The sequence below is a fragment of the Chryseobacterium sp. JM1 genome (assembly GCF_000737715.1).
GTDB lineage: Bacteria > Bacteroidota > Bacteroidia > Flavobacteriales > Weeksellaceae > Chryseobacterium.
The window spans coordinates 195,654-221,533 of the sequence record NZ_JPRN01000004.1 but is presented as its reverse complement, the minus strand read 5'-3'; the positions used below and the strand labels follow the sequence as shown (position 1 = coordinate 221,533).

General features: G+C 36.0%; 40 protein-coding genes. 39 read left to right on the top strand and 1 reads right to left on the bottom strand.

Annotated features, from left to right (window positions below; all coding sequences use genetic code 11):
• Window positions 1–43 precede the first annotated feature (43 nt).
• The 31 genes from IW22_RS09500 (at window position 44) to rplQ (ending at window position 16,290) form a co-directional block, all read left to right on the top strand.
• Window positions 44–808 carry a DeoR/GlpR family DNA-binding transcription regulator gene (locus tag IW22_RS09500; RefSeq protein WP_034725996.1) on the top strand — a complete coding sequence of 255 codons (765 nt, stop codon included), beginning with the start codon at window positions 44–46 and terminating at the stop codon, window positions 806–808.
• 137 nt (window positions 809–945) lie between these two features.
• Complete coding sequence (locus IW22_RS09495; RefSeq protein ID WP_034725994.1) at window positions 946–1,257, top strand: hypothetical protein; 312 nt, start codon at window positions 946–948, stop codon at window positions 1,255–1,257.
• A 60-nt stretch (window positions 1,258–1,317) separates the two neighbouring features.
• Entirely contained in the window at window positions 1,318–2,148 is an 831-nt protein-coding gene (locus tag IW22_RS09490; RefSeq protein ID WP_034725993.1) for a GLPGLI family protein, read from the top strand.
• Window positions 2,149–2,427: 279 nt separating this feature from the next.
• Window positions 2,428–3,054 (top strand): 50S ribosomal protein L3, encoded by a 627-nt coding sequence (gene rplC, locus IW22_RS09485; RefSeq protein ID WP_034725991.1) that lies wholly within the window; start codon window positions 2,428–2,430, stop codon window positions 3,052–3,054.
• Complete coding sequence (gene rplD / locus IW22_RS09480) at window positions 3,045–3,674, top strand: 50S ribosomal protein L4 (protein ID WP_034725990.1); 630 nt, start codon at window positions 3,045–3,047, stop codon at window positions 3,672–3,674. Before rplC ends, rplD begins: the two co-directional genes overlap by 10 nt.
• Window positions 3,675–3,677: 3 nt before the next feature.
• Window positions 3,678–3,968, top strand: coding sequence for a 50S ribosomal protein L23 (rplW, locus tag IW22_RS09475; protein ID WP_034702844.1), 291 nt, complete (start codon window positions 3,678–3,680; stop codon window positions 3,966–3,968).
• A 22-nt stretch (window positions 3,969–3,990) separates the two neighbouring features.
• On the top strand, window positions 3,991–4,812 hold the full coding sequence (gene rplB, locus IW22_RS09470) for a 50S ribosomal protein L2 (protein WP_034702846.1): 822 nt from the start codon (window positions 3,991–3,993) through the stop codon (window positions 4,810–4,812).
• Between the two features lie 2 nt (window positions 4,813–4,814).
• Window positions 4,815–5,093, top strand: coding sequence for a 30S ribosomal protein S19 (gene rpsS, locus IW22_RS09465; protein WP_034702850.1), 279 nt, complete (start codon window positions 4,815–4,817; stop codon window positions 5,091–5,093).
• 2 nt (window positions 5,094–5,095) lie between these two features.
• Window positions 5,096–5,494, top strand: a complete 399-nt coding sequence (gene rplV, locus IW22_RS09460) for a 50S ribosomal protein L22 (protein ID WP_034725989.1) — start codon at window positions 5,096–5,098, stop codon at window positions 5,492–5,494.
• 7 nt (window positions 5,495–5,501) lie between these two features.
• Window positions 5,502–6,254: a 30S ribosomal protein S3 gene (rpsC, locus tag IW22_RS09455; protein ID WP_034725987.1), complete on the top strand. Its 753-nt coding sequence runs from the start codon at window positions 5,502–5,504 to the stop codon at window positions 6,252–6,254.
• A gap of 98 nt (window positions 6,255–6,352) precedes the next feature.
• Entirely contained in the window at window positions 6,353–6,778 is a 426-nt protein-coding gene (rplP, locus tag IW22_RS09450) for a 50S ribosomal protein L16 (protein WP_034725986.1), read from the top strand.
• Window positions 6,779–6,789: 11 nt separating this feature from the next.
• Complete coding sequence (gene rpmC, locus IW22_RS09445; RefSeq protein ID WP_034725985.1) at window positions 6,790–6,978, top strand: 50S ribosomal protein L29; 189 nt, start codon at window positions 6,790–6,792, stop codon at window positions 6,976–6,978.
• A gap of 11 nt (window positions 6,979–6,989) precedes the next feature.
• Window positions 6,990–7,247 (top strand): 30S ribosomal protein S17, encoded by a 258-nt coding sequence (gene rpsQ / locus IW22_RS09440; protein WP_053073319.1) that lies wholly within the window; start codon window positions 6,990–6,992, stop codon window positions 7,245–7,247.
• A gap of 2 nt (window positions 7,248–7,249) precedes the next feature.
• Window positions 7,250–7,618, top strand: a complete 369-nt coding sequence (gene rplN, locus IW22_RS09435) for a 50S ribosomal protein L14 (protein ID WP_007839504.1) — start codon at window positions 7,250–7,252, stop codon at window positions 7,616–7,618.
• Between the two features lie 22 nt (window positions 7,619–7,640).
• Window positions 7,641–7,967 carry a 50S ribosomal protein L24 gene (rplX, locus tag IW22_RS09430; RefSeq protein WP_034725983.1) on the top strand — a complete coding sequence of 109 codons (327 nt, stop codon included), beginning with the start codon at window positions 7,641–7,643 and terminating at the stop codon, window positions 7,965–7,967.
• Window positions 7,968–7,980: 13 nt separating this feature from the next.
• Window positions 7,981–8,532 (top strand): 50S ribosomal protein L5, encoded by a 552-nt coding sequence (rplE, locus tag IW22_RS09425; protein WP_034725982.1) that lies wholly within the window; start codon window positions 7,981–7,983, stop codon window positions 8,530–8,532.
• Window positions 8,533–8,535: 3 nt separating this feature from the next.
• Complete coding sequence (rpsN, locus tag IW22_RS09420) at window positions 8,536–8,805, top strand: 30S ribosomal protein S14 (RefSeq protein WP_034702868.1); 270 nt, start codon at window positions 8,536–8,538, stop codon at window positions 8,803–8,805.
• Between the two features lie 144 nt (window positions 8,806–8,949).
• Window positions 8,950–9,348: a 30S ribosomal protein S8 gene (gene rpsH / locus IW22_RS09415; RefSeq protein ID WP_034725979.1), complete on the top strand. Its 399-nt coding sequence runs from the start codon at window positions 8,950–8,952 to the stop codon at window positions 9,346–9,348.
• A gap of 17 nt (window positions 9,349–9,365) precedes the next feature.
• Window positions 9,366–9,911: a 50S ribosomal protein L6 gene (gene rplF, locus IW22_RS09410; RefSeq protein ID WP_034725977.1), complete on the top strand. Its 546-nt coding sequence runs from the start codon at window positions 9,366–9,368 to the stop codon at window positions 9,909–9,911.
• A 15-nt stretch (window positions 9,912–9,926) separates the two neighbouring features.
• Window positions 9,927–10,280 carry a 50S ribosomal protein L18 gene (gene rplR, locus IW22_RS09405; RefSeq protein WP_034725976.1) on the top strand — a complete coding sequence of 118 codons (354 nt, stop codon included), beginning with the start codon at window positions 9,927–9,929 and terminating at the stop codon, window positions 10,278–10,280.
• 19 nt (window positions 10,281–10,299) lie between these two features.
• The gene (gene rpsE / locus IW22_RS09400; RefSeq protein ID WP_034703137.1) at window positions 10,300–10,821 is read left to right on the top strand and encodes a 30S ribosomal protein S5; all 522 of its coding nucleotides are present in this window, start codon (window positions 10,300–10,302) and stop codon (window positions 10,819–10,821) included.
• Window positions 10,822–10,831: 10 nt separating this feature from the next.
• Window positions 10,832–11,008, top strand: coding sequence for a 50S ribosomal protein L30 (gene rpmD / locus IW22_RS09395; RefSeq protein ID WP_007839493.1), 177 nt, complete (start codon window positions 10,832–10,834; stop codon window positions 11,006–11,008).
• A gap of 19 nt (window positions 11,009–11,027) precedes the next feature.
• Entirely contained in the window at window positions 11,028–11,477 is a 450-nt protein-coding gene (rplO, locus tag IW22_RS09390; protein WP_034726154.1) for a 50S ribosomal protein L15, read from the top strand.
• A gap of 9 nt (window positions 11,478–11,486) precedes the next feature.
• A complete protein-coding gene (gene secY, locus IW22_RS09385; RefSeq protein ID WP_034725974.1) occupies window positions 11,487–12,866 on the top strand; it encodes a preprotein translocase subunit SecY in 1,380 nt (459 codons plus the stop codon).
• A gap of 3 nt (window positions 12,867–12,869) precedes the next feature.
• Window positions 12,870–13,085, top strand: coding sequence for a translation initiation factor IF-1 (gene infA, locus IW22_RS09380; protein WP_027381317.1), 216 nt, complete (start codon window positions 12,870–12,872; stop codon window positions 13,083–13,085).
• Window positions 13,086–13,196: 111 nt separating this feature from the next.
• Entirely contained in the window at window positions 13,197–13,313 is a 117-nt protein-coding gene (gene rpmJ / locus IW22_RS23990) for a 50S ribosomal protein L36 (RefSeq protein ID WP_007839480.1), read from the top strand.
• 9 nt (window positions 13,314–13,322) lie between these two features.
• A complete protein-coding gene (rpsM, locus tag IW22_RS09375; protein ID WP_034694696.1) occupies window positions 13,323–13,700 on the top strand; it encodes a 30S ribosomal protein S13 in 378 nt (125 codons plus the stop codon).
• 12 nt (window positions 13,701–13,712) lie between these two features.
• A complete protein-coding gene (rpsK, locus tag IW22_RS09370) occupies window positions 13,713–14,102 on the top strand; it encodes a 30S ribosomal protein S11 (protein WP_027387198.1) in 390 nt (129 codons plus the stop codon).
• Between the two features lie 19 nt (window positions 14,103–14,121).
• Window positions 14,122–14,730, top strand: a complete 609-nt coding sequence (gene rpsD, locus IW22_RS09365; protein WP_034725972.1) for a 30S ribosomal protein S4 — start codon at window positions 14,122–14,124, stop codon at window positions 14,728–14,730.
• Between the two features lie 33 nt (window positions 14,731–14,763).
• On the top strand, window positions 14,764–15,759 hold the full coding sequence (locus IW22_RS09360) for a DNA-directed RNA polymerase subunit alpha (RefSeq protein ID WP_034725969.1): 996 nt from the start codon (window positions 14,764–14,766) through the stop codon (window positions 15,757–15,759).
• Window positions 15,760–15,765: 6 nt separating this feature from the next.
• Window positions 15,766–16,290 carry a 50S ribosomal protein L17 gene (gene rplQ, locus IW22_RS09355; protein WP_034725967.1) on the top strand — a complete coding sequence of 175 codons (525 nt, stop codon included), beginning with the start codon at window positions 15,766–15,768 and terminating at the stop codon, window positions 16,288–16,290.
• 82 nt (window positions 16,291–16,372) lie between these two features.
• On the opposite strand, the gene IW22_RS09350 is transcribed toward rplQ, so the two are convergent.
• Entirely contained in the window at window positions 16,373–16,807 is a 435-nt protein-coding gene (locus IW22_RS09350; RefSeq protein ID WP_034725966.1) for a hypothetical protein, read from the bottom strand.
• A 177-nt stretch (window positions 16,808–16,984) separates the two neighbouring features.
• Between IW22_RS09350 and IW22_RS09345 the strand changes: the two genes are divergently transcribed.
• The 8 genes from IW22_RS09345 to IW22_RS09305 all read left to right on the top strand — a co-directional run bounded on the left by IW22_RS09345 (window position 16,985) and on the right by IW22_RS09305 (window position 25,871).
• On the top strand, window positions 16,985–17,617 hold the full coding sequence (locus IW22_RS09345; protein WP_034725965.1) for a response regulator: 633 nt from the start codon (window positions 16,985–16,987) through the stop codon (window positions 17,615–17,617).
• 5 nt (window positions 17,618–17,622) lie between these two features.
• Window positions 17,623–18,399 carry a hypothetical protein gene (locus IW22_RS09340; protein WP_034725964.1) on the top strand — a complete coding sequence of 259 codons (777 nt, stop codon included), beginning with the start codon at window positions 17,623–17,625 and terminating at the stop codon, window positions 18,397–18,399.
• A 604-nt stretch (window positions 18,400–19,003) separates the two neighbouring features.
• A complete protein-coding gene (locus tag IW22_RS09330; RefSeq protein WP_034725962.1) occupies window positions 19,004–19,792 on the top strand; it encodes a sensor histidine kinase in 789 nt (262 codons plus the stop codon).
• 134 nt (window positions 19,793–19,926) lie between these two features.
• Window positions 19,927–20,409 (top strand): hypothetical protein, encoded by a 483-nt coding sequence (locus IW22_RS09325; protein WP_131401714.1) that lies wholly within the window; start codon window positions 19,927–19,929, stop codon window positions 20,407–20,409.
• 7 nt (window positions 20,410–20,416) lie between these two features.
• The gene (locus IW22_RS09320; protein ID WP_131401713.1) at window positions 20,417–21,622 is read left to right on the top strand and encodes a hypothetical protein; all 1,206 of its coding nucleotides are present in this window, start codon (window positions 20,417–20,419) and stop codon (window positions 21,620–21,622) included.
• 190 nt (window positions 21,623–21,812) lie between these two features.
• Window positions 21,813–23,105 (top strand): phosphopyruvate hydratase, encoded by a 1,293-nt coding sequence (gene eno, locus IW22_RS09315; protein WP_034725959.1) that lies wholly within the window; start codon window positions 21,813–21,815, stop codon window positions 23,103–23,105.
• Between the two features lie 84 nt (window positions 23,106–23,189).
• Window positions 23,190–24,476, top strand: coding sequence for a citrate synthase (locus IW22_RS09310; RefSeq protein WP_034725958.1), 1,287 nt, complete (start codon window positions 23,190–23,192; stop codon window positions 24,474–24,476).
• A 333-nt stretch (window positions 24,477–24,809) separates the two neighbouring features.
• Window positions 24,810–25,871, top strand: coding sequence for a helix-turn-helix domain-containing protein (locus tag IW22_RS09305; protein ID WP_034725956.1), 1,062 nt, complete (start codon window positions 24,810–24,812; stop codon window positions 25,869–25,871).
• Window positions 25,872–25,880 lie beyond the last annotated feature (9 nt).

Here is a 25,880-nt window from a genome sequence, read left to right as displayed (position 1 = left end):
ATCGGTCTCGGAAAAAAATGGTATTTTTGATGAAAGAATCAGAATGGAAAAGTTAATACCAAGGCACGATGATATATTAAAGGAACTGGATGAAAAGGGTCATGTTCTGGTACAGGATTTATGTGAGAAGCTGAATGTTTCGTCGGTTACGGTTCGAAAGGATCTGAATTATCTCGAAAGTCTGGGATTGCTTTTTCGAAACCATGGAGGAGCGAGTAAGCACGTCCGTTATGCCTATGAAAGGAATGTGGATGAAAAAGAAAACATCAATGTAGAAGCGAAACAGAACATCGCGAAAGCAGCTTTGCAGCTTATCCAGGAGAATGACTGTATTATTCTGGCTTCGGGAACTACAATGCACTATCTGGCGAGGATGCTGGTGAATTTCGGTCCGCTTACGGTTCTTACTTCTTCTTTAAGGGTTGCACTGGAGTTATGCAATAATCCTAATATTAATATTATCCAACTGGGAGGGGAGGTGAGAAAAAGTTCTACTTCTATAGTAGGATCTATTTCAGAAACCATTCTCAGACAGTTTTCCTGTAATAAGCTCTTTCTTGGGGTAGATGGTATTGATATGGAATTCGGGATCAGTACTTCGAATGCAGCAGAAGCCCATTTGAATCAGCTTATGATAGAATGTTCTGAAAAAGTGGTTATTCTTGGTGACTCTTCGAAACTGAATAAGAAAGGTTTTGGGAAGATCGCTCCTCTTGATAAAATAGATTATCTGATCACAGATGATGGTATTTGTGGTGAGGATAAAGTTGCACTGGAAGAAATAGGCGTTTCGGTAATTGTAAAATAATTTAAGTTTAAAGATTTAAATACTGTTAATTAATCAAGAAAGTTTATTAAGTTTAGTATATTGTTAATCAGTTGATTGTTTACTATTGACTGATTTGTTTTTTAATAATAGTTTCGTGATGTTAAAAAACAAACAATATGAAAAAATTATTATTTATTGCAGCTTTAGGAGCAGTAGGAGTAATGAGTGCTAAAGAAATCAAAAAAGAGAACATTTCTGTTAAAAACAAAGAAGTTGTAACTGGAAAAGTAGAGCTCCAAAATGTAAAAGAACAAACCAAAAGAGTTATCGTGCTGTATAACTGGATCGGTGTTTCCACGTGGTGTGGGAAAGTATTTTATTTAGATGCCAACGATTATTCAAGTATGGCTGAGTTAAACTCTGATGCCGCTTATTTTACCAATCAGCAATGTGCTGGAGCAAGTACATTTACAGGGCAGTATACTTAAAAGTGAATTTAATTCTGAACAGGTAACCGATAGTTATCTGTTCAATATTTTTATTAAGTTATGAAACCTTACCTATTTATCTTTTCCCTTATAACAGGTGTAGTTTTTGGACAGGAAATTATTTCTCCGAATTTTTCGATCAAAACTTCTCCATTTGAAATTAGCAAACAGAAAATAAGTTCTTACAATATATATTATAAAGTAAATTTTTTAGACAATGCCCTTTCGCTAAATAGTAAAAGAGAAGTCTTATGTATTTTAGAAATTGGAGATAAGGTCTCTAAATTTTTCGACTATAACCAAATGAAAATAGATTCGTTGGATGAAAAATACAGTAGTCAGAATACGATTGGAGCTAAAGAAGCTGGTCTGTATCTAAAAACGAGGGTTTTATGGAATAATGTAGTCTTTAAGAAAGATGATTCAATCACAGTTCAGGATAGATTTAGATATGTATATCAATATCAGGATATTCAGCCAAAATTTAATTGGGCTTTAGAGAGTGGTGTAAAAAACATATTAGGGTATAATTGCAAGAAAGCAAAAGTAACATATAAGGGAAGAGATTATACGGCATGGTATGCTAATGATATTCCTGTTAATAACGGTCCTTATGTTTTTGAAGGGCTTCCTGGTTTAATTTTAGAGGTGGAGGATACAAATCAAAAATATAGTTTTGTAGCTGTAGGAATAAACAAAAAACCAAAATCTATTTATTTAAGGAAAGAGAAGACAATATTAAGAACCACAAGAGAAAAGTTCAGAAATGTACAAAAAACATATAAAGAAAATCCCGGAGTCTTCCACAGTGGTAAAGCCTATAATGCAGATGGTTCTCCAATTATTATTAAATCAGAGAATATCCAGTATGAACCTATGGAGATAGAGTAGAAAGCTATTTAATAAGTTTTAACAATTTAAAGAGATAAAAACAAAGCCTTACAAAAATTTTGTGAGGCTTTTTAGTTTGCTGCTCATTAAAATTGTTCAAAACGGCTAAATGATTAAAAATCAAAATATTTTACTCAAAATATTTGTCAGTTATAAAAATATTCATAAATTTGCACACTCCATTTTAGGGGCGTAGTATGCCTATATCAAAAGTAGAAATTACTTCAGACTTCCTAAAAATGTAGAAATAGAAAGATAAATTTTATTATAACATAAACAATGTCAGGTATTATTGGTAAAAAAATCGGTATGACGTCTTTGTTTAACGAAGAAGGAAAAAACATTCCTTGTACAGTTATTCAGGCGGGTCCATGCTCGGTTTTACAGGTCAGAACCATAGAAAAGGACGGCTATAAGTCAGTTCAGTTAGGTTTCGATGACAAGAGTGAAAAGAACGTAGGTAAAGCGTTAGCTGGCCATTTCAAAAAGGCTGGTTCTGCTCCAAAAGCTAAGTTGGTAGAATTCTACAGAGAATTCGTAGACGAAGTAAAAGTAGGAGAAGAAGTAAAAGTGAACTTATTCGCTGAAGGTGAATTCGTTGACGTAACAGGAACTTCAAAAGGTAAAGGTTTCCAGGGTGTTGTTAAAAGACATGGCTTTGGAGGTGTAATGCAAGCTACTCATGGTCAGCACAACAGACTTAGAGCTCCAGGTTCTATCGGTGCTGGATCGGATCCTTCAAGAGTATTCAAAGGAATGAGAATGGCGGGTAGAATGGGAGGTAAGCAGGTAACTGTTCAAAACCTTCAAGTATTAAAAGTGGATCAAGAACAAAATCTTTTAGTAGTAAAAGGTGCTGTTCCGGGAGCTAAAAATTCTTATGTAATTATCAGAAAATGGAACTAGTAGTATTAAATACATCAGGAAAAGAGACCGGAAGAAAAGTAACTCTAGACGAATCAGTATTCGGAATTGAGCCAAATCAGCACGCGGTTTACTTAGAAGTTAAACAGTACCTTGCAGCACAGAGACAAGGGACTCATAAATCAAAGGAAAGAAGCGAAATTACTGCTTCTACTAAGAAACTTAAGAAGCAAAAAGGATCTGGTTCTGCTAGATATGGTGATATCAAATCTCCAACTTTCAGAGGTGGAGGTAGAGTATTCGGACCAAAACCAAGAGACTACAGATTCAAATTGAACAAAGCTCTTAAGAGATTAGCTAAAAAATCTGTTTTATCTCAGAAAATGAGAGATAACAGCATCAGAGTAATGGAAGATATGAGCTTAAGCGCTCCTAAAACTAAAGATTTCATCACTATCCTAAATGCTTTGGCATTGAACGATAAGAAATCTCTATTCGTTCTTCCTGAAGCTAACAAGAATGTGTATTTATCTTCAAGAAACTTACCTAAAACTAAAGTAATGAACTTCAACGAAATTAGTTCATATGACTTAATGAATGCAGGTGAGATCGTATTCTTAGAAGGTGCAGTTGAAAAATTCCAGGAAAATTTAAAGAAATAAATCATGTCACTAATTATTAAACCAGTTATCTCAGAAAAGGCTAATTACCTTACAGATTTAAGAGGTTCTTATTCTTTCTTAGTAGATCCTAAGGCTAATAAGATCCAGATTAAAAAAGCTGTTGAAGCGGCTTACGGTGTAAAAGTAGCAGACGTTAATACAATGATTTATGCTCCGAAGGTTTCTTCAAAATACACTAAAAAAGGTCTTCAAGTAGGAAAGACAAACAAATTGAAAAAGGCGGTAATCAAGCTTGTTGAAGGCGAGGTTATCGATATTTTTGCTGTAAATTAATTATTAATTATAAATAATAGTAATGTCTGTTAGAAAATTAAAACCTATCACCCCAGGACAGAGATTCAGAATTGTTAACAATTTTGAGGAAATTACTACCAACAAACCAGAGAAATCTCTAACAGTTGGTATTAGTAAGTCAGGTGGACGTAACCAAACTGGTAAAATGACCATGCGTTACACCGGAGGTGGACACAAAAAGAAATACAGAATTATCGACTTCAAAAGAAACAAGCATGATGTTGAAGCAACGGTAAAAACTGTAGAATATGATCCAAACAGAACTGCATTTATCGCTTTATTAGAGTACGCAGATGGAGAGAAGAGATACATCATCGCTCCAAACGGTATCAAAGTAGATCAGAAGGTAGTTTCAGGAGAAAGCGTAGAACCGAACATCGGTAACGCAATGAAATTGAAAAACATTCCATTGGGTACTGTAATTTCTTGTGTTGAAATGAAGCCTGGACAAGGTGCTATTTTAGCAAGAAGTGCTGGTTCTTCAGCTCAATTAACTTCAAGAGACGGAAAATATGCAATCATCAAATTGCCTTCAGGAGAATCTAGAATGATCCTTACTGAGTGTTATGCAATGATTGGATCTGTTTCTAACTCTGATCATCAGTTAACTGTTTCAGGTAAGGCTGGTAGAAGCAGATGGTTAGGTAGAAGACCTAGAACTCGACCGGTAGTAATGAACCCTGTAGATCACCCAATGGGAGGTGGTGAAGGTCGTTCTTCAGGAGGTCACCCAAGATCTAGAAATGGTATGCCTGCTAAAGGTTACAAAACCAGAAAGAAAAACAAAGCGTCTAACCGTCATATCATATCTAAACGTAAATAATTATGGCAAGATCACTTAAAAAAGGACCATTCATTCATCATACTTTAGATAAGAAGGTTCAGACAAACATAGAGTCTGGTAAGAAGACAGTTATTAAAACTTGGTCTAGAGCATCAATGATTTCTCCGGACTTCGTAGGACAAACTATTGCTGTACACAACGGGAAATCTTTTATCCCTGTTTATGTTACAGAAAACATGGTTGGTCACAAGTTAGGCGAATTTTCTCCAACAAGATCTTTCAGAGGTCATGGTGGTAACAAAAACAAAGGAAGCAGATAATCATGGGATCAAGAAAACAAGATAGTTCAATCGCAAGAAAAGAAGCTAACAAAGACGTTGTAAAAGCTTCATTAAATGACTGCCCATCATCTCCAAGAAAAATGAGATTAGTTGCTGATATCATTAGAGGAGAGCAGGTAGATAAAGCTCTTTATATCCTAAAATATTCTAAGAAGGATGCATCTAACAAGTTAGAGAAATTACTTCTTTCTGCTATGGCAAACTGGCAGACGAAAAACGAAGGTGCTGATATTGAAGAAGCAAACCTTATCGTTAAAGAAATCTTCGTGGATAGTGCAAGACAATTGAAGAGACTAAGACCAGCTCCGCAAGGTAGAGGGTATAGAATCAGAAAAAGATCTAACCACGTTACATTAATCTTAGGTAATAAAGAAAATTAATCAAGGTATGGGACAGAAGACAAATCCAATTGGTAATAGATTAGGTATCATCAGAGGATGGGATTCTAACTGGTTTGGCGGAAACGATTATGGAGACAGAATCGCGGAAGACTACAAAATCAGAAGATACCTTGAGGCTAGATTATCTAAAGGTGGTATTTCAAAAATTTATATTGAAAGAACACTAAAATTAGTAACAGTGACAATCACTACTGCTAGACCGGGACTTATCATCGGTAAAGGAGGTCAGGAAGTTGATAAATTAAAAGAAGAATTGAAGAAACTTACAGGTAAGGATATTCAAATCAATATTTTCGAAATCAAAAGACCTGAACTTGACGCAGTATTAGTGGCTGACAGCATCTCTAAGCAGATCGAAAACAGAATTTCTTACAGAAGAGCTGTTAAAATGGCGATGGCAAGTACAATGAGAATGGGTGCTGAAGGTATCAAAGTTCAAATCTCTGGTAGATTGAACGGTGCTGAAATGGCAAGAAGCGAATCTTTCAAAGACGGAAGAATTCCTTTGTCTACTTTCAGAGCTGATATCGATTATCACTGGGCTGAAGCTCACACTACTTACGGTAGACTAGGAGTGAAAGTTTGGATCATGAAAGGAGAGGTTTACGGTAAAAGAGACCTTTCTCCACTAGTGGGACAACAGAAGAAAGGAGGTCCTTCAGGAGGTGGAAACAGAGGTGGAGACCGAGATAACAGAAGACCTAGAAAGAATAATAACAATAATAACAATAATAATTAAAAATTTTAGGTTAGAAATTTTGAATTTTAAATTACCGTTACTTTTTTAAAATATAAAAAATCTAAAATCTAAAATCTAAAATCTAAAATTTAGAAATTATGTTACAACCAAAAAGAACCAAATTCCGTAGAGTTCACAAGATGAAGATGAAGGGGATTGCTCAAAGAGGTAATCAACTGGCTTACGGAACATTTGGAATCAAAGCTATAGAAGGTGCTTGGATCACTGCAAGACAAATCGAAGCTGCTCGTATCGCTGCGACTAGATATATGAAGAGAGAGGGTCAGCTATGGATCAAAATCTTCCCGGATAAGCCTATTACTAAGAAACCAGCCGAAGTAAGGATGGGTAAAGGTAAAGGTGCTGTGGAATATTGGGTAGCTGTAGTAAAACCAGGTAAAATCATGTTCGAAATCGGAGGAGTATCTTACGATATCGCTAAGGAAGCTTTAAGACTTGCTGCACAGAAATTACCGGTAATTACTAAATTCGTAGTTGCTAACGATTTTGTTAAACCTCTATAATCTTTGATACAATGAAACAAGCTGATATTAAAAATTTAAGCGCGGGTGATATTCAAGCAAAACTTGCTGAATTGAAAACTCAATATTCAAAACTGAAATTGGCTCACAAGATCAGTCCAATTGAAAACCCGATTCAAATCAGAGATTTGAGAAGATCGATCGCTAGACTAAACACTGAGTTAACCACTAAACAACAATAAGATTTTCATACATTATGGAAAGAAACTTAAGAAAAGAAAGAATCGGAATAGTTTCCAGCAATAAAATGGAAAAGACCATTGTTGTAAGTGAGACTACTAGAGTGAAACACCCGATGTACGGTAAATTCGTTTTAAAGACGAAAAAATATACTGCACACGACGAGAACAACGAATGCACAGAAGGTGATACAGTTCTTATCCAAGAAACTAGACCTTTGAGCAAGAGCAAGAGATGGAGATTAGTAAGAATCATTGAAAAAGCTAAGTAATAATGTTACAAACAGAATCAAGATTAAAAGTTGCTGATAACACAGGTGCAAAAGAAGTACTAGTTATCAGAGTTCTGGGAGGAACCAGAAGAAGATATGCTTCAGTTGGTGATAAAATCGTTGTTACTATCAAGGATTCTACGCCATCAGGAAATGCTAAAAAAGGTCAGGTATCTAAAGCTGTAGTAGTAAGAACTAAAAAAGCAGTTAGAAGAAAAGATGGTTCATACATCAAATTCGAAGACAATGCTTGTGTATTACTAAACGCAGCGGGAGAAATGAGAGGAACGCGTGTTTTCGGACCAGTTGCTCGTGAGTTGAGAGACAAAGAATATATGAAAATCATTTCATTAGCTCCTGAAGTACTTTAATTTTTAAAATTTTTAAAAGAAAATGTCAAAGTTAAAAATAAAAAGAGGAGATAACGTCATCATTACTACGGGTAAGAAAGATATCAAAGGTAAGACAGGTGAAGTTATTGAAGTGATCAAAAAAGAAGGAAAAGATCCTAGAGTTATCGTTGCAGGTCTTAACATCGTTAAGAAACACGTTAAGCCTTCAGCTTCTAACCCTCAAGGTGGAATCACTGAAAAGGAAGCTTCTATTCATATCTCAAACATCGCTCTAGTTGGTAAAGACGGAAAAGCGGTTAAAGTTGGTTATAAAATCGACGGAGATAAGAAAGTAAGAATCGATAAAAAAACGGGTGAAACTTTATAATTTGAATTAACACATGGAATTTATAGCAAGACCCAAAAATATATACAAAGAGAAAATTGTTCCTGCAATGATGGAAGAATTTGGGTACAAATCTGTAATGCAGGTACCTAAATTGGAAAAAATCATCCTATCTCAAGGATTAGGTGATGCCACTGCAGACAAAAAAATCATTGATTACGCTGTAGAAGAATTAACAATGATTACTGGCCAGAAAGCAGTTGGTACTATCTCTAAGAAAGACGAAGCGGCTTTCAAATTGAGAAAAGGTATGCCTGTAGGTGCTAAAGTAACATTGAGAGCTCATAAAATGTATGAATTCTTAGACAGACTTACTGCTTCTGCTTTACCACGTATCAGAGATTTCTCTGGTATCAAAGCAGACGGGTTCGATGGTAGAGGTAACTACAACTTAGGTATTACTGAGCAGATTATCTTTCCTGAGATCGTAATTGACAAAGTGAAAAAAATCCAGGGGATGGACATCACTTTCGTAACAAGTGCGAAAACAGATAAAGAAGCGAAAGCATTATTAACTCACTTCGGTTTACCATTTAAAAAGAACTAAGAAATGGCTAAAGAATCAATGAAAGCGCGTGAGCGCAAAAGAGAAGCACTAGTTGCTAAATACGCTGACAAAAGAAAAGCTTTAAAAGAAGCTGGTGACTATGAAGGTCTTCAGAAATTACCTAAAAATGCTTCTCCTGTAAGATTACACAACAGATGTAAACTAACAGGTAGACCAAGAGGGTACATGAGAACTTTCGGTCTTTCTAGAGTAACGTTCCGTGAAATGGCCAACAACGGTCTTATCCCGGGAGTGAAAAAAGCTAGTTGGTAATAATTACTAATTAATCGGGACAATTAAGTTGTCTGGATACTAAAGAACAAAAATATCAGACCCAAGTTTTTCTGAAGTCTGATATTTTAATCTTCAAGTCCCTTCAATACTGATTGTCTTTAACCAATAATTTAAAATAGAAAAATGGTAACAGATCCAATTTCAGATTTCCTAACAAGAGTAAGGAACGCACAAAGCGCAGGCCACAAAGTGGTGGAAATTCCTGCATCGAAAATCAAAAAGGAGATTACTAAGATCTTATTTGATCAGGGTTATATCTTAAACTTTAAGTTTGAAGAAAGCGCTGTTCAAGGTACGATCAAAATCGCTTTAAAGTATGACAAGCAAACTAACAAGCCGGCTATTAAATCTATCCAGAGAGCTTCTAGACCAGGTTTAAGACAGTACAAAGGTTCTACAGAACTTCCAAGAGTACTGAACGGTTTGGGAATAGCTGTTATCTCTACTTCTAAAGGAGTAATGACTGACAAGAAGGCTAGAGAAGAAAAAGTAGGCGGTGAAGTAATCTGCTATGTTTATTAATTTTTAATCAGAGGAAAATGTCAAGAATTGGTAAAGCAATTATAACAATTCCAGCTGGAATTACAGTCACTGAAAATAACGGTGTTGTAACAGTAAAAGGTCCTAAAGGAGAACTTTCTCAGGAGCTTACAGCAGGAATTACTTTAGAACAAAAAGATGGCGAGCTTAATGTAAACAGACCATCTGATTCTAAGCAACACAAAGCGCTTCACGGTTTATACAGAGCGTTGATCAACAACATGATTGTTGGTGTTGAAAAAGGTTTCGAAAAGAAACTAGAACTAGTAGGAGTAGGATACAGAGCTTCACACACAGGTCAAAAACTTGAGTTAGCTTTAGGATTCTCTCACGGTATCGTATTAGAACTTCCAAACGAAGTAAAAGTAGATACATTGACTGAAAAAGGTAAAAACCCAATTATTACTTTAGCGTCTCATGACAACCAACTTCTAGGAATGGTAGCTGCAAAGATTCGTTCTTTCAGAAAGCCTGAGCCTTACAAAGGAAAAGGTGTAAGATTCCTTGGAGAAATTGTTAGACGTAAAGCTGGTAAATCTGCTTAATAAATTATAAGTATTATGGCATTAAGTAAATTAGAAAAAAGAATAAGAATCAAAAGAAGAGTAAGAGGAAAAATCTCTGGATCTTCTGAATTGCCAAGATTATCTGTATATAAAAGTAATAAGGAAATTTACGCTCAGTTAATCGATGATAAAAATGGTACAACTTTAGTTTCCGCTTCTTCTAGAGAGAAAGGTGTAGATGCTAACGGTACTAAGACTGAAGTTTCTGCTGCTGTTGGTAAAGCTATCGCTGCTAAAGCTATCGCTGCAGGAATCGAAAGTATTGTATTTGACAGAAACGGTTTCGTTTACCACGGAAGAGTGAAAGCTCTTGCTGATGGAGCGAGAGAAGGAGGACTTAAATTCTAATCATAAAAATTTCGGAAATATGTTAGGACTAGATAATATAGAAAGAGTAAAACCGGGAGGATTAGAATTAAAAGATCGTCTCGTAGCTGTTAACAGAGTAACAAAAGTAACCAAAGGAGGTAGAGCTTTCGGATTTTCTGCTATTGTTGTAGTAGGGAACGAAGACGGAGTAATCGGTCACGGTCTTGGAAAATCTAAAGAAGTAGCTTCTGCAATTGCTAAAGCTGTTGAAGATGCTAAGAAAAACCTAGTGAAAGTTCCTGTAATGAACCACACTATCCCTCACCAGACTACTGCTAGATATGGAGGTGCAGATATCTTCTTAAGACCTGCTTCTCACGGTACAGGACTTATCGCCGGTGGTGCGGTAAGAGCGGTACTTGAGTCTGCTGGTATTCACGATATCCTTTCAAAATCTAAAGGATCTTCTAACCCTCACAACGTAGTGAAAGCTACTTTCAAAGCGTTATTAGATATCAGAAGACCTGAAGAGATCGCTAGAATGAGAGGAGTTTCTCTAAGTAAAGTGTTTAACGGTTAATATTAGAACAATGGCAACAATCAAAGTAAAGCAAGTAAGAAGCGCTATTGGAAGAACAAAAACCCAAAAGAGAACGCTTGAAGCATTAGGATTTAAGAAACTTCACCAAGTTGTAGAACACGAAGCTACGCCTTCTATTTTAGGAATGATAGCTGCAGTTAGTCATTTACTTGAAGTTCAAAAATAATTTTAAAACAAAAATTAAAATGAATTTAAACAACATAAGACCTGCTGCAGGTGCTACTCACAACTCTAAAAGAATTGGTAGAGGGCAAGGTACAGGAAAAGGAGGTACTGCTACGAAAGGACATAAAGGTCAGAAAGCTAGAGCTGGTTATTCTCAGAAAATCGGTTTCGAAGGTGGACAGATGCCTTTACAAAGGAGATTACCTAAATTCGGATTCAAAAACGTAAACAGAAAAGAGTTTAGAGGAGTAAACCTTGACACTATTCAAACTTTAATCGAGAACAAATCCATCACTGGAGAGATCACGAAAGAAGTTTTAGTAGAAAACGGGATCGTTTCTAAAAACGAATTAGTGAAAATTATGGGTAGAGGAGAATTGAAATCTGCGGTTTCAATCTCTGCTGACAAGTTCACTAAATCTGCTGAAGAGCTTATTGCTAAAGCAGGTGGAAAAGCAATTACCTTATAATACTTACTAATGAAAGAATTTATACAAACCCTTAAGAATATTTGGAGCCTAAAGGAATTAAGAGATAAAATTCTCTTTACGTTAGGTATTATCCTTGTGTATAGATTCGCATCTTATATCTCGCTTCCTGCAATTAACCTTGCAGAGGTGGGAGATCTCTTAGAGCATTATAAAAATCAAGGCGGTAACAAGCAAGGAGCAGGTCTCCTTGGCTTGCTTTCGTCGTTTACGGGGGGAGCTTTCAGCCACGCTTCCGTAATGGCGTTGGGAATCATGCCTTATATTTCTGCTTCTATTATTGTTCAGTTGATGGGGATGGCTATTCCTTATCTTCAGAAACTTCAGAAGGATGGAGAGTCAGGTAGAAATACATTGAATCAAATTACTAGATGGTTAACGATTGGTGTTTGTCTTGTACAGGCTCCTTCTTATTTAACTTCTATTACTCAATTATTCTTACCATATGCTCAGTTCTCTTCTGCATACTATGTAGAGCCAAATTCTATCATGTTCTGGTTACCAAGTATTGTAATCTTGGTTGCTGGTTCAGTATTCGCAATGTGGTTAGGTGAGAAAATCACCGACAAAGGTATCGGAAACGGTATTTCCATCCTTATTATGGTGGGGATCCTTTCAAGATTACCTGAAGCATTCGTTCAGGAAATGGCCGTGCAGAACGGAAAAGGAGGAATGGGATCTATTATGATCCTTATTGAAGTAATATTCTGGATGCTGGTAGTTCTTTTAGCAGTGGTATTATCTGTCGCTGTTAGGAAAATTCCAATTCAGTATGTAAGCAGAGCTCAAGCAAGAGGAGGTGTAAACAGAAATCTTATGCAGGGAGCAAGACAGTGGATCCCATTGAAAGTGAATGCTGCTGGTGTAATGCCGATTATCTTTGCTCAGGCATTGATGTTCGTACCAGGATTATTGACGAAATTCGATGAGTCCAATACTTTTCTTGCAGGTTTCAAGAATGTTTTTAGCTGGCAGTACAACGTATTGTTCGCGCTATTAATTATTATATTCTCATTTTTCTATACTGCAATTACAATTCCGGTGAACCAAATGGCTGATGATTTGAAGAGAAATGGAGGTTTAGTACCGAAAGTAAGACCCGGTAAAGAGACAGCTGACTATTTAGATGATATTTTATCAAAAATTACCTTGCCAGGTGCAATATTTTTGTCTATCTTTGCAGTCCTTCCAGCAATAGTGCATGGAAGCTTTGTTCAGACAGATGCGTTCGCCCTATTTTTCGGGGGAACATCACTATTGATTATGGTTGGAGTTATTTTAGATACCGTTCAACAGATTAATACATATCTGCTGAACCATCATTATGATGGCTTAATGCAGTCTAAATTGTCAAGAACGACTGGATATTAATTTATGGCAAAACAAAAACATATTGAACAAGACGGCGTTATCACGGAAGCACTTTCGAACGCCCAGTTCCGTGTAGAGCTGGAGAATGGGCATATACTTATCGCTCATATTTCCGGTAAAATGAGAATGCATTATATTAAACTTTTACCTGGAGACAAGGTAAAACTAGAAATGTCTCCCTACGATTTATCTAAAGGGAGGATCACATTTAGATATTAAAAACAACTGCCAAATGGAATGTATGTTCCATTTGGCTCTTGTTGAAAAATAAATACTATCAAAATGAAATCGTAAGATTCCATTTGGCAGTAAAAAAAATAAATATTTCAAATGAAAGTTAGAGCATCAATTAAAAAAAGAAGCGCTGATTGCAAGATTGTACGCAGAAAAGGTGTACTATTCGTAATCAACAAGAAGAACCCAAAATTTAAACAAAGACAAGGCTAACATTAAATTATGGCGAGAATTGCAGGTATTGATTTACCAAAAAACAAAAGAGGTGTTATCGGTTTAACTTACATCTACGGAGTTGGAAGAAGTACTTCTTCTGAAATCCTTAAGGCTGCCGGTATCAGCGAAGACAAGAAAGTCAACGAATGGAATGACGATGAATTGGCTGCAATCAGAACTTATATCTTAGAAAACGTAAAAGTAGAAGGAGAATTAAGATCTGAAGTGCAATTGAACATCAAGAGATTGATGGACATAGGATGCCAACGAGGAATACGTCACAGACTAGGACTACCTTTAAGAGGCCAGAGAACGAAAAACAACTCTAGAACCCGTAAAGGAAAGAGAAAAACAGTTGCTAACAAGAAAAAAGCAAGTAAATAATCGTTAGGAATTATGGCAAAACAAACTAAAGTAGTTAAAAAAAGAAAAGTAAAAGTTGAAGCTATTGGAGAAGCGCATATTCAGGCTTCTTTCAATAACATCATCATTTCTTTAACAAATAAAAGCGGAGAAGTTATCTCTTGGGCGTCTGCCGGTAAAATGGGTTTCAGAGGTTCTAAAAAGAATACTCCATTTGCTGCTCAAATGGCAGCTGAAAATTGCTCTAATGTTGCTCACGAAGCTGGATTAAGAAGAGTAAAGGTGTATGTGAAAGGTCCTGGTGCAGGTAGAGAATCTGCGATCAGAACGATCCACAATTCAGGTATTGAAGTTAGCGAAATCATTGATGTGACTCCTATGCCGCACAATGGATGTAGACCACCTAAAAGAAGAAGAGTTTAATTTTTAGAATTTACCCATTATGGCAAGATATATTGGACCTAAAACTAAGATTGCTAGAAAGTTTGGTGCTGCAATCTACGGAGATGACAAAAACTTCGAAAGAAGAAAAAACCAACCGCCAGGACAACATGGTCCTAACAAAAGAAGAGGTGCTAAGAAATCAGAATATGCAGTTCAGCTAGCTGAAAAGCAAAAAGCTAAATATACTTACGGTATTTTAGAAAAGCAGTTTGCTAACTTATTTGAAAAAGCACACAGAAGTAAAGGTGTAACAGGTGAAGTTCTATTACAGCTTTGTGAATCAAGATTGGATAACGTAGTATTCAGATTAGGTTTTGCTAAAACTAGATCTGCTGCTAGACAGTTAACTTCTCACAGACACATTACTGTGAATGGTGAGATCCTTAACATTCCTTCTTATTTAGTAAAAGCAGGTGATGTGATCGCTGTAAGAGAGAAATCTAAATCTCTTGAGGTTGTTACTGATTCATTAGCTTCTAAAGCTAATTATGAGTGGTTACAATTCAACGATGAGAAGAAAGAAGGTACTTTCGTTTCTGCTCCTGAAAGAATCCAAATTCCGGAGGACATCAAGGAACAGCTTATCGTCGAACTTTACTCTAAATAATTTTTTAATCAAATTTTTGCTCAACCCAATAATATGGCAATTTTACAATTCATAAAACCCGATAAAGTAATTTTACTTAACTCTGATGAATTTAAAGGTCAATTCGAATTCAGACCATTAGAACCAGGTTTCGGGCTTACAATCGGTAATGCTTTGAGAAGAGTGTTGCTTTCTTCTCTGGAAGGATATGCTATTTCATCTATCAAAATAGAAGGTGTAGAGCACGAATTTTCAACTATTCCAGGAGTAATCGAAGATGTTACCGAAATTATTCTTAACCTTAAGCAGGTAAGATTAAAAGCTTCAGCAGAAGGCCAGGCCAACGAGCAGGTAATTGCTAAAGTATCAGGTCAGACGGTTATTACTGCTGGTGATTTAGGTAAGTCTATCAACGGATTTGAGGTGCTGAACCCGGATCTTTTGATCTGCAACCTAAACAGTGATGTAACTTTCGAAATCACTTTCAATATTGAAAAAGGTAGAGGGTATGTTCCTTCAGAACAAAATAAGTCAAACAATGCTCCTGTAGGAACTATTGCTATTGACTCTATTTTCACGCCAATTAAGAAAGTACAATACAGCATTGAAAATTATCGTGTAGAGCAAAAAACAGACTACGAAAAACTTGTATTAGATATAGAAACTGATGGTTCCATCAGTCCTCAAAATGCTTTAACTGAAGCTTCTAAGATATTAATTTATCACTTCATGTTGTTCTCTGATGAGAGAATCACACTTGAAACGGAAGCTGTAAAAGCATCTATCCAATATGATGAAGAAACACTTCACACAAGACAATTACTTAAGTCTAAATTAGCAGATATGGATCTTTCTGTAAGAGCCCTTAACTGTCTGAAAGCAGCTGAAGTAGAAACTCTTGGAGAACTGGTTTCTTACAGTAAGTCTGATTTGATGAAATTCAGAAATTTTGGTAAAAAATCTTTGACAGAACTAGAAGAATTAGTGCATTCAAAAGGTCTTAACTTCGGTTTCGACGTTGCAAAATATAAGTTAGACGCTGATAAATAATTAATAATGAGACACGGTAAAAAATTCAATCACTTAGGAAGAACAGCTTCTCATAGAAGTGCTTTACTTTCTAATATGGCTTGTTCTCTAATTGAGCATAAAAGAATCAACACTACTGTAGCTAAAGCTAAAGCTTTAAGAGTATATGTTGAACCTCTATTAACAAAGGCAAAAGAAGATACTACACACAATAGAAGAATTGTTTTTTCATATCTTCAAAGTAAAGAAGCAGTTACTGAACTTTTCAGATCAGTTGCTCCTAAAATCGCAGAAAGAAACGGTGGATATACAAGAATCATCAAGACTGGATTCAGACAAGGTGATGCTGCTGACATGGCTCTTATCGAGCTAGTTGATTTCAACGAACTTTACAATCCTAATGCTGAAGAGAAAAAGACTACAAGAAGAAGTAGAAGAGCTACAACGGCTAAAAAAGAAGCTGTAGTTGCTGATGCTCCTAAAGTAGAAGAAAAAGTTGAAGAGCCTAAGGCTGAAGCAACAGACTCTACAGAAGAGAAAACTGAAGAATAATATTTCATTCAGATATAAATGAAAAGCCATCCGGATTCCGGATGGCTTTTTTATTGGGAGTAACCCGAATCACGAAACTATATTAAATTTTCGTTCTTTTCAGTTCAATCACATTATTCCCCTGCTCAAGATGTAAGCTGTCTCCCTTTACCCTTGCGGTCATATCATCTTTTTGATAGATGGTTTCCCCATTCTTAGTTTCTGTTTTAGGAAGGGTAAACGTTTTTTTGTTGCTGGTAATTGCAACTGTACTTTCTTTGGGATCATTTTTGAAAACTACTTTTACCAATGCTCCGTCTGTGGCCTTGTACACAAAATCTGTTTTTTCAGTTTTCTGACCGTTCACTTCAATGGTGGAAGAACTTTGGGTTACGGAATCTATTTTTCCGTTATTGTCCGTAACCACAGTTGTAGAACTGTCCATCTTGATCACGTTTTTGTTTCCGCTTTCATTTTTTTTACAGCTGGTTAATAATAATGCTACAGCTGAACCAGCTATTAAAAGACTTTTTTTCATGATATTTATTTTTTAATGTATGGGTAATGAATTGTTTTTCTATCGTAACAGAAATTTGAGTAAATTTAGTAGAAACAAAAAACAAACCAATAACCCTGAACTCAAGTCTCAAAATTACACAAAAGTGTAATTGATTCCGCCCTGTTTTCTTACGAAATTTGTCTTAAACAAAAAACAATGAGGATTTCCATCGCCATAGTAGAAGACGAAAAGAACTACAACAATGCGTTGAAGAAAGTCATCAATTACCAGGATGACATGACGGTGGCCGCCCAGTTCTTCGATGGGAATGACGCCCTGAAGAATCTCCCCGATGTTGCCCCGGATGTGGTGATGATGGATATCCAGCTGCAGGATATGCTCGGAATTGAAATCATTGAAAAGCTCAGGAAAAAAATGCCGGAAACACAGTTTATCATGTGTACCAGTTTCGAAGATGATGAAAAGATCTTCAATTCCTTAAAAGCCGGCGCCATGGGATATCTCATCAAAGGAGAAAGCATGGATAAAATACTGTCCTCCATCCGTGATGTCTATAATGGTGGCGCGCCCATGAGTCTGTCTATTGCCCGAAAAGTTTTGAGTCACTTCGAAAAAAAGCTTCCCGATACTAAAAATTTTGACGAACTCACTGAACGCGAAAAAGAAATTCTTGAACTTCTTTCCCATGGACTTTTGTATAAGGAAATTGCCGACCGGAAGTTCATCAGTATTGACACCGTCAAAAAACACGTAGGAAATATCTACCGAAAGCTGCACGTCAGTAATAAAGTAGAGGCCATTAATAAGTTTAATAATTTTAAAAACTAGAAATTATGAATCAAAATTTAATTACTTTTCGAAATGCTTTAGAAAACTATCTGAATTCAGAAACCCCGGAAATAACCAGTCATGTACAGGGGTTACAAAGAATAGATCTTAGTAGGATCCCAGACCCCTATAGTTTTATCATGGCAGACATTCCCGTAAAAAGGGCCAATAAAATGAGAGAAAATTTAAAAAATCATCGGGAATTATGTGACTTTCATTACTCTTTCCATCTGAAAAAAAGCAGTATCGACTTTATCGTTAAACAATTCGGAAACGAAGTTAAACTTGTATGGGACATTATACAAATGCCACAGAATAATCCTACTGACCCAAAAATTACATTTGCGTTGGGTAAAGAGAATAGTAACGAGAGGTTTCTGGTGTTAGATGTTGATACACCTATATCTATTACAGGTGAATTTCCTCAGTACCAAAAGAATTTTAATGATTTTGTTGCTCCAATATTTGACAGATGCTTTACTAAAAACGGATTTGCCAAAACAAATACAAGAACCGTTTATGTGAAAAATGATGCTTCTTTTAAAAAATTGTGTGATGCTGCAATGCATGAAAATCATGAAATGTATTTGGAAACCTGCATTATATCGCTTGATATCATAGATCTTGTGACAGGAGCTTCGCCGTATAATTTTTTCAATATCGGACAATTCTCTTTTTTTGAAAAGGTTGTTGATCAGTCTGGAGCTATGATTTTATCTAACTTTGAAGTACGTGATGAAAGTCTTTATGGTGATGTAAACCCTACCAGACCTCCTTATTAAAAAGTATGCTTTCTGATGTCAATATATTATATCATATTTATATTTCTTTAGTATTGATATGTTTAATCATTTCATTAACTGCCAATAATTTTCCAAAGGGAATCTGGATTTATTTTTTGGCAGTTTTTGTCACGGATGTATACATGTATTATGGATATGAATATTGTCATTATAATATTCACCACCTGGCTATGGTCTTTTACAGTCTGTTTTTCCTTTGGTATTACAGAAAGGTTTTTACCGGAGGTTGGTTCAGGATATTATTCTCTGCCCTTTTTATGATGGGTACAGCGTGTATTCTGCTCATTTCCAATCCATATGATCTAAAGATTATAGCAATTCTGGTTCTGTCTTTTATTTCATTACCGTTTTTATGGTTCTATAAAGAAATAAAAGAGGTAAACCGGGATAAAATTACCTCTAAAAATTTGTTTTGGGTAAGTTCCGGGCTGATCATCTGGGTCTCTTTTTTTATTTTCAAAATGATTCCGCTTTATTTTCTTTATACCCAGGACAAGCAGTTTCTTTTGGAAATAGATTTAATATTCCAGTATGTAAATATTATTTTCTATTTGATCCTGCTAAAATCATTATTTTGTAAGTTATGAATTCCATTCCCGATGAAATAAAAATTACTTACATAATCGCGATATTCATCATGATGTTTTTTGTAAGCTTCCTTATTTTTGTTGTTTTAATGTACAATAGAAAACAACTTCTGTACTTCAAAGAACAGCAGCTCAAAGAAGCTGAATACCAAAACCAGCTCCTCCAAAAAGAACTCGAAAAACAAAAATCCATAGAACAGGAACGTGAACGTATTTCCCACGATATGCATGACGACCTGGGAGCCGGTATTTCAGCTTTGAAACTTCAGGCAGAATTTCTGAAGCAGAAAGCGGAAGATGATGATTTGCAAAATGATATTGATGAACTTCTGAAAACTTCGGAAGAAATGAATCTGTCCATGCGGGAAATGCTTTGGAGCTTAAACTCAGGAAATGATACTTTAGGAAGCTTTATTGATTATGCCATTCAATATGCAGACAACTTCCTAAAAAAAACAAAAATTAAATTGTGGTCGCAAAGTGAAGATATTATTTCGGATACCCCGATTTCCACAGAGTTAAGGAGGAATATGTTTTTATGCCTGAAAGAATCTCTGAATAACGCTTACAAACACAGCCAGTCTGATCAGTTAAAGCTTTCATTTGTTCAGAAAGATAAAGAGTTCATCATGAAGGTCTCTGACAATGGAATTGGAATCAATAGGGAAAGAAATGATGGAAACGGCCTCCGAAATATGAAACGGCGCATGCAGCAGCAGAACGGCGAATGTCGGGTTCTATCTGAAGATTCCGGTACAGAAATTATCTTCCGGGTTTTGTTGTAAAAAGAATAATCAGGTATATAGAAAGCATCACTTTTCAGTGGTGTTTTTTTGTGGCCATAATCACCCTTTTGTGTAATTGACATGAAGTTTTTTTTAGCAGAACTTTGACCTGTAAACTAAAAAACCTAATGACCATGAAAACTAAAAAAGACCAATTAGCAAGAATTAGCAACACTCAGTCCCAATTACTTAATTTGAAAATTATGGAATTGCAGATGAGTAGCTTATCATCAGCTACACAAGAAGACGATAGTAAATATTTTGCGGGTAAAAATTTAAGACTGCCAAATGATGACTCCTCGGTTACTGTTTCAATTTATTTTGGAGGCGAAGGGCAAACTGGATCTTCTACTTTTAAAGTGCTACGAACCAGTCAGCCAGCCAAGTCTATAAGTGATTCAACAGATAATATTTTAATAGGCACATGTAATGAACTGATAGGATATGTTTTGAGCATAGAATCTTTTATAGTGGACTTAAGCACAGAGAGTAATAAAACGATTCTGACTGTAAAGATCAGACAAGACGGAAAAACTATTTATGATGATACTCATACTTCTGAAGTGAAGAATCAAGGCGGAGTTTCATTATACACACACCATATTACCTTTTACTAAAATTATCATGAAAACACTAAAATTAAGTTTTATACTTATACTCATATTGCTTTCTCATTTTTATTCCGGACAGGAAGAAAAAGAGATTGATTTGGATGCGCTAAGAGCTCAGGCATCACCGGCAGCCAATCTTTTGGATATTGCAAATTCTGATATTGAAAAACCTACGGATCTGAAAAGCATCATGGTTTCCCTAAGAGAAGGAACAAGCAATTTTTCCAGCCTGCCAACCTCGTTTGCGATTGACTTGGTTCCATTTAAACTTAATGGAAAGTACCAGGACTTAAGAACCAATACCAACTTTTTGACAACTTTAAAACAGACATTTGTCACATCTCTTGCTTTTAAAGGGATAGCAGAAGATGAGGATCTCAATATTGAAGAAAAATCAAGGCTGGGTTTTGGAATTAAGTTTTCACTTAAAAGGGGAGATTTTAGTTCTGAAACTACTAAAGCATTGAATGAAATTCATGAGGTTTATGAAATTACACAAAGACGCATAATTACTGATAAGGAGACGGATCCAGAATTGGCAAAGCTTGATGAAGACAAGCAATCTCTTTTGGATAAAGAAAAGATTTTATTTGATGCAGGTAAAACGGATACTGAAGAATATCGTGAACTAAAGAAAAATATTGATGATATTATGATCAAAATAAAAGATCATGATAAAAAGAATTTTGAAGAATATCAGAAAATACAGGGAATCACAAAAATAGCGCAGAACATTAAGCTGGAGCGCTACGGTTATTTTCTAGATATGTCAATGGGAACCGTATTAGACTTCAGAAATAATAAATTTAATAATACACAAATTAGTAAGGTTGGAGCCTGGCTTACCGGTGGATATAATTCGGAAAAGAAATTCACCCTGATTTGTATGGCAAGATATTTATACAATCCGGAAACGCCATTAGCAAATCCCGAATTGAAAAAAGAAAACCTGCACACGCTTGATATGGGATCCAGACTTATATTCAAACTGCTTGATGAAAGATTTCTTATGAGCGGAGAATGCATTTACAGAAGTATTTTAAATACATCTGATTTTGAATCTTCCTGGAAATACGTTCTTAATTTTGAATATGAGGTGGCCAAAAACCAAAGACTTACTTTTTCGTTCGGAAGAAACTTTGAAGGTGAATATGAGAAAAAAGGAAATCTTATCGTTGCATTGAATTTATTGGTCGGATTGGGCAATTTTAAATTATAAGATAAAGCCGTAATTAATTATATTTCTAGATTCTCCAAATGGTAAAAAAGTTTGGAGAATTTTTGAATTATTACCAAATATTAAAGCCCTGTTTTTTTCATCAGGTTAGTTTTTTCATTAAATTTGTGATCAAGTATAATTATTAATAAAACAGCCTGAAGCATGTGCCGATGGTTTAAAACTAAACAATATGAGTGCAATTTCTTTCATAGAAGCGAGACAAATTTTGGATTCCAGAGGTAATCCTACCATTGAAGTAGATGTATTTACGGAAAGCGGAGCCATGGGACGCGCTGCAGTACCTTCAGGAGCATCTACAGGTGAACATGAAGCAGTAGAATTACGTGACGGCGGTTCAGATTATATGGGTAAAGGCGTCCTGAAAGCTGTTGAAAATGTAAAAGAAATCATTGCAGAAAACTTAATTGGACAACCGGTTTTTGAGCAGAACTTTATCGATCAGATCATGATTGATCTTGACGGAACTGCCAACAAAGGAAACCTTGGTGCTAATGCAATTTTAGGAGTTTCTCTGGCTGTGGCAAAAGCTGCTGCTGCTGAATTGAGAATTCCTTTATACAAATACGTAGGAGGTGTGAATGCCAACACTCTTCCTGTTCCTATGATGAATGTGATTAACGGTGGATCTCACTCTGATGCGCCTATCGCATTCCAGGAATTCATGATCATGCCGGTAAAAGCAGAATCTTTCTCCGATTCATTGAGAAAAGGAACTGAAATCTTCCACAACCTGAAATCTATTCTTCATTCAAGAGGTCTTTCTACAGCAGTAGGGGACGAAGGAGGTTTTGCGCCTACATTCAAAGGAACTGAAGATGCTTTGGATACATTGCTTCAGGCGATCGAAAAAGCAGGTTATAAGCCTGGTGACGATATCATGCTGGCACTGGACTGTGCAGCTTCAGAATTCTATAAAGACGGAATCTACGATTATAGAAAATTCCAGACTCCGGATGCCGCTCAGTTCTCTAGCAGCGAACAGGTTTCTTACCTTGCTGAATTAGCTGCTAAATACCCGATCATCTCTATCGAAGACGGAATGCAGGAAAACGACTGGGAAGGTTGGAAAATGCTTACCGATAAAATCGGTGACAGAGTACAGCTTGTAGGTGACGATTTATTCGTAACCAATGTTGAAAGATTGTCAAGAGGAGTAAAAGAAGGTATTGCGAACTCTATCCTTGTAAAAGTAAACCAAATTGGTTCTCTTACAGAAACAATGGATGCTGTACAAATGGCTCAGAACAACAAGTTCACGTCAGTAATGTCTCACAGATCAGGAGAAACTGAAGACGCTACGATCGCTGACCTTGCAGTAGCTATGAACTGCGGACAGATCAAAACAGGATCTGCTTCAAGATCAGACAGAATGGCGAAGTACAACCAGCTGTTGAGAATTGAAGAAGCATTGGGCGATACGGCTTATTTCCCAGGCTTAGATGCATTCAAAATTAAAAGATAATTGAATTTATAAATAACGGCAAGCGATAATTTTTGTTTGCCGTATTTTGTAATAAGTAGTATATTTAGAAAAAAAAATAAATAAATGTCAGACAACAAAGTAATATTGAATTACGACGGTAATTCATATGAATATCCAATCGTGGATAGTACTATCGGAGACAGAGGAATTGATATTTCAAAATTAAGAGACCAGACAGGTTTAATCACTCTGGATTTAGGGTACAAGAACACTGGAGCTACTCTTAGCGACATCACTTACTTAGACGGAGATAAAGGAGAATTATTCTACAGAGGTTATCCAATCGAGCAGATTGCTGAGAAATCTAACTTCACAGAAGTAATGTATCTTTTATTACATGGTGAATTACCTACTCAGGACCAGTTCGGGACTTTCAACAACAACATTAAAAAATATAACTTTATAGCAGAGGAGATGAAAAAAATCATCGATGCTTTCCCTCGTTCTGCTCACCCAATGGGAGTTTTATCTTCTTTAACTTCCGCTTTGACCGCTTTCAATCCTAAAGCCGTTAACGTAAACTCTAAAGAAGAAATGGACCACGCTGCAGAATTGATGATTGCTAAGTTCTCTCACCTTTGCGCATGGACGTACAGAAAAACTCAGGGTCTTTCTCTTAACCACGGAGACAACAGCCTGAACTACGTAGAAAACTTCTACAAAATGGCTTTCAGATTACCAAACGAAGAATTCGAAGTAAACCCGGTAATTGTAGATGCTCTTGACAAATTATTAATCCTTCACGCTGACCACGAGCAAAACTGTTCTACTTCTACAGTAAGAATGGTAGGTTCTGCTCACACAGGTCTTTTCGCTTCTATTTCTGCGGGTGTTTCTGCACTTTGGGGTCCTCTTCACGGAGGGGCAAACCAGGCTGTAATCGAAATGCTTGAATTGATCGAAAAAGATGGTGGAGACGTTAACAAATGGGTAGCAAAAGCTAAAGATAAAAATGACAGTTTCCGTCTAATGGGCTTCGGACACAGAGTATACAAAAACTTTGACCCAAGAGCAAAAATCATTAAGAAAGCAGCTGACGATATCCTTAGTGCATTAGGAATCCAGGATAAAGCTCTTGACATTGCTATGCAGTTGGAAAGAGTAGCTCTTGAAGACGAGTACTTCGTAGAAAGAAAACTATATCCAAACGTAGATTTCTATTCAGGTATCATCTACAGAGCGTTAGGAATCCCTACAGAAATGTTCACCGTAATGTTTGCATTGGGAAGACTTCCGGGATGGATTTCTCAGTGGAAAGAAATGAGAATCAAAGGAGATCCTATCGGAAGACCAAGACAGGTTTACCAAGGTGCTCAAAAAAGAGATTACATCGATATTACAAACAGATAATCACTGTTTTTATTATAATCAAAATCCCAAGGCTTGCTTTGGGATTTTTTTGTTATTTATCCAGGGATTCAATAGGAATGGGCTTTAGTCCATTTACATAATACATCAAAAGTCCAATGGCTTTAGCCAAAACATCATATGAAGAGTTATTATTTTTAATTTTTTCATAAAAAAAACTATGTTGTTGAATTTGAATTCAATAAATAATTAAATTTGCTATTGGGAGATATAGGTTTCGGCTAAAGCCGGATGAATGATATTTATTAATTCAACGGACTAAAGTCCGTTCCTATTGAAATGACCATCTTTACATCAAAATAAAAAACAAATACAATGACTTTCGGACAGCAGATGTTATTTTTCTTCAGTGCGGTAGGAGCCTTTAATGGGTTGCTGCTCGGGATCTATCTTCTGTTTGTCAAAAAGATCAAATACCTCCCGGATTTCTTCTTAGGCTTAATTCTACTGACTTTAAGTACCAGAGTAGGTATTTCAGTTGGGATGTACTTTTATCCGGATTTGCCGAGAATTATTCCACATCTTGGAATGTCAGCATTGTTTTTTACGGGCCCGGCTTTATATTATTATGTCAGATCATCATTTTTACGGGAAGAATTTGATTTAAAACAGTGCAGAACTTCTTTCGGTATTCTGACGTTGATCCTTGGGGCCGTTGGATTGGTATATTTATTTTTTCCGGTGACTTGGGACAGATATTTCGGAACCTTTATTTATACGGTTTGGTCAGTATTTGTACTGTTATCGGTGTACCAGTATTATATTTTTTCAAAACTAACGCTTCAAAATTCTAATAAGTTTCTCCTTCCCGTGATGATCAGCAATGTGATTATTTTCCTTGCCTATCAATTAATTTCTACGGGATGGGTTCAGATTTACTGCGCAGGGGGGAGTCTTGTTTTCTCATTTGTGCTGTATGCTAATTTTTTAATTATATTCAGTAAAAAGAATGATCAGGAGTCTGTAAAAGAAGCTCCAAAATATACCAATAAAAAGATTTCAGAAGAACTGGTGGACAGCTTTGTTTCAAAACTTGAACGACTGATGAACTCCGAAGAATTGTACAAAAATCCAAATCTGAAATTAAGTGATCTGGCTGCCAAAATGAATATGTCTGCCCATCAGCTTTCCCAGCTGCTGAATGACAATCTCGGTAAAAGCTTTTCAACCTACATCAATGAATACAGGATCAGCGAGGCCTGTGAAAAAATAGAAAACGGTTCTTTCCTGAAAATTGAAGAGATTGGTTATGAGGTTGGGTTTAATTCCAAGTCTACCTTCTTTTCCACATTCAAAAAAATCAAAAATACAACACCTCTTCTGTACAAACAGTCTCAAATCCCTTCTGAGGCCAGGTTACAGAGTTCAGAATTATAATTTCGTACT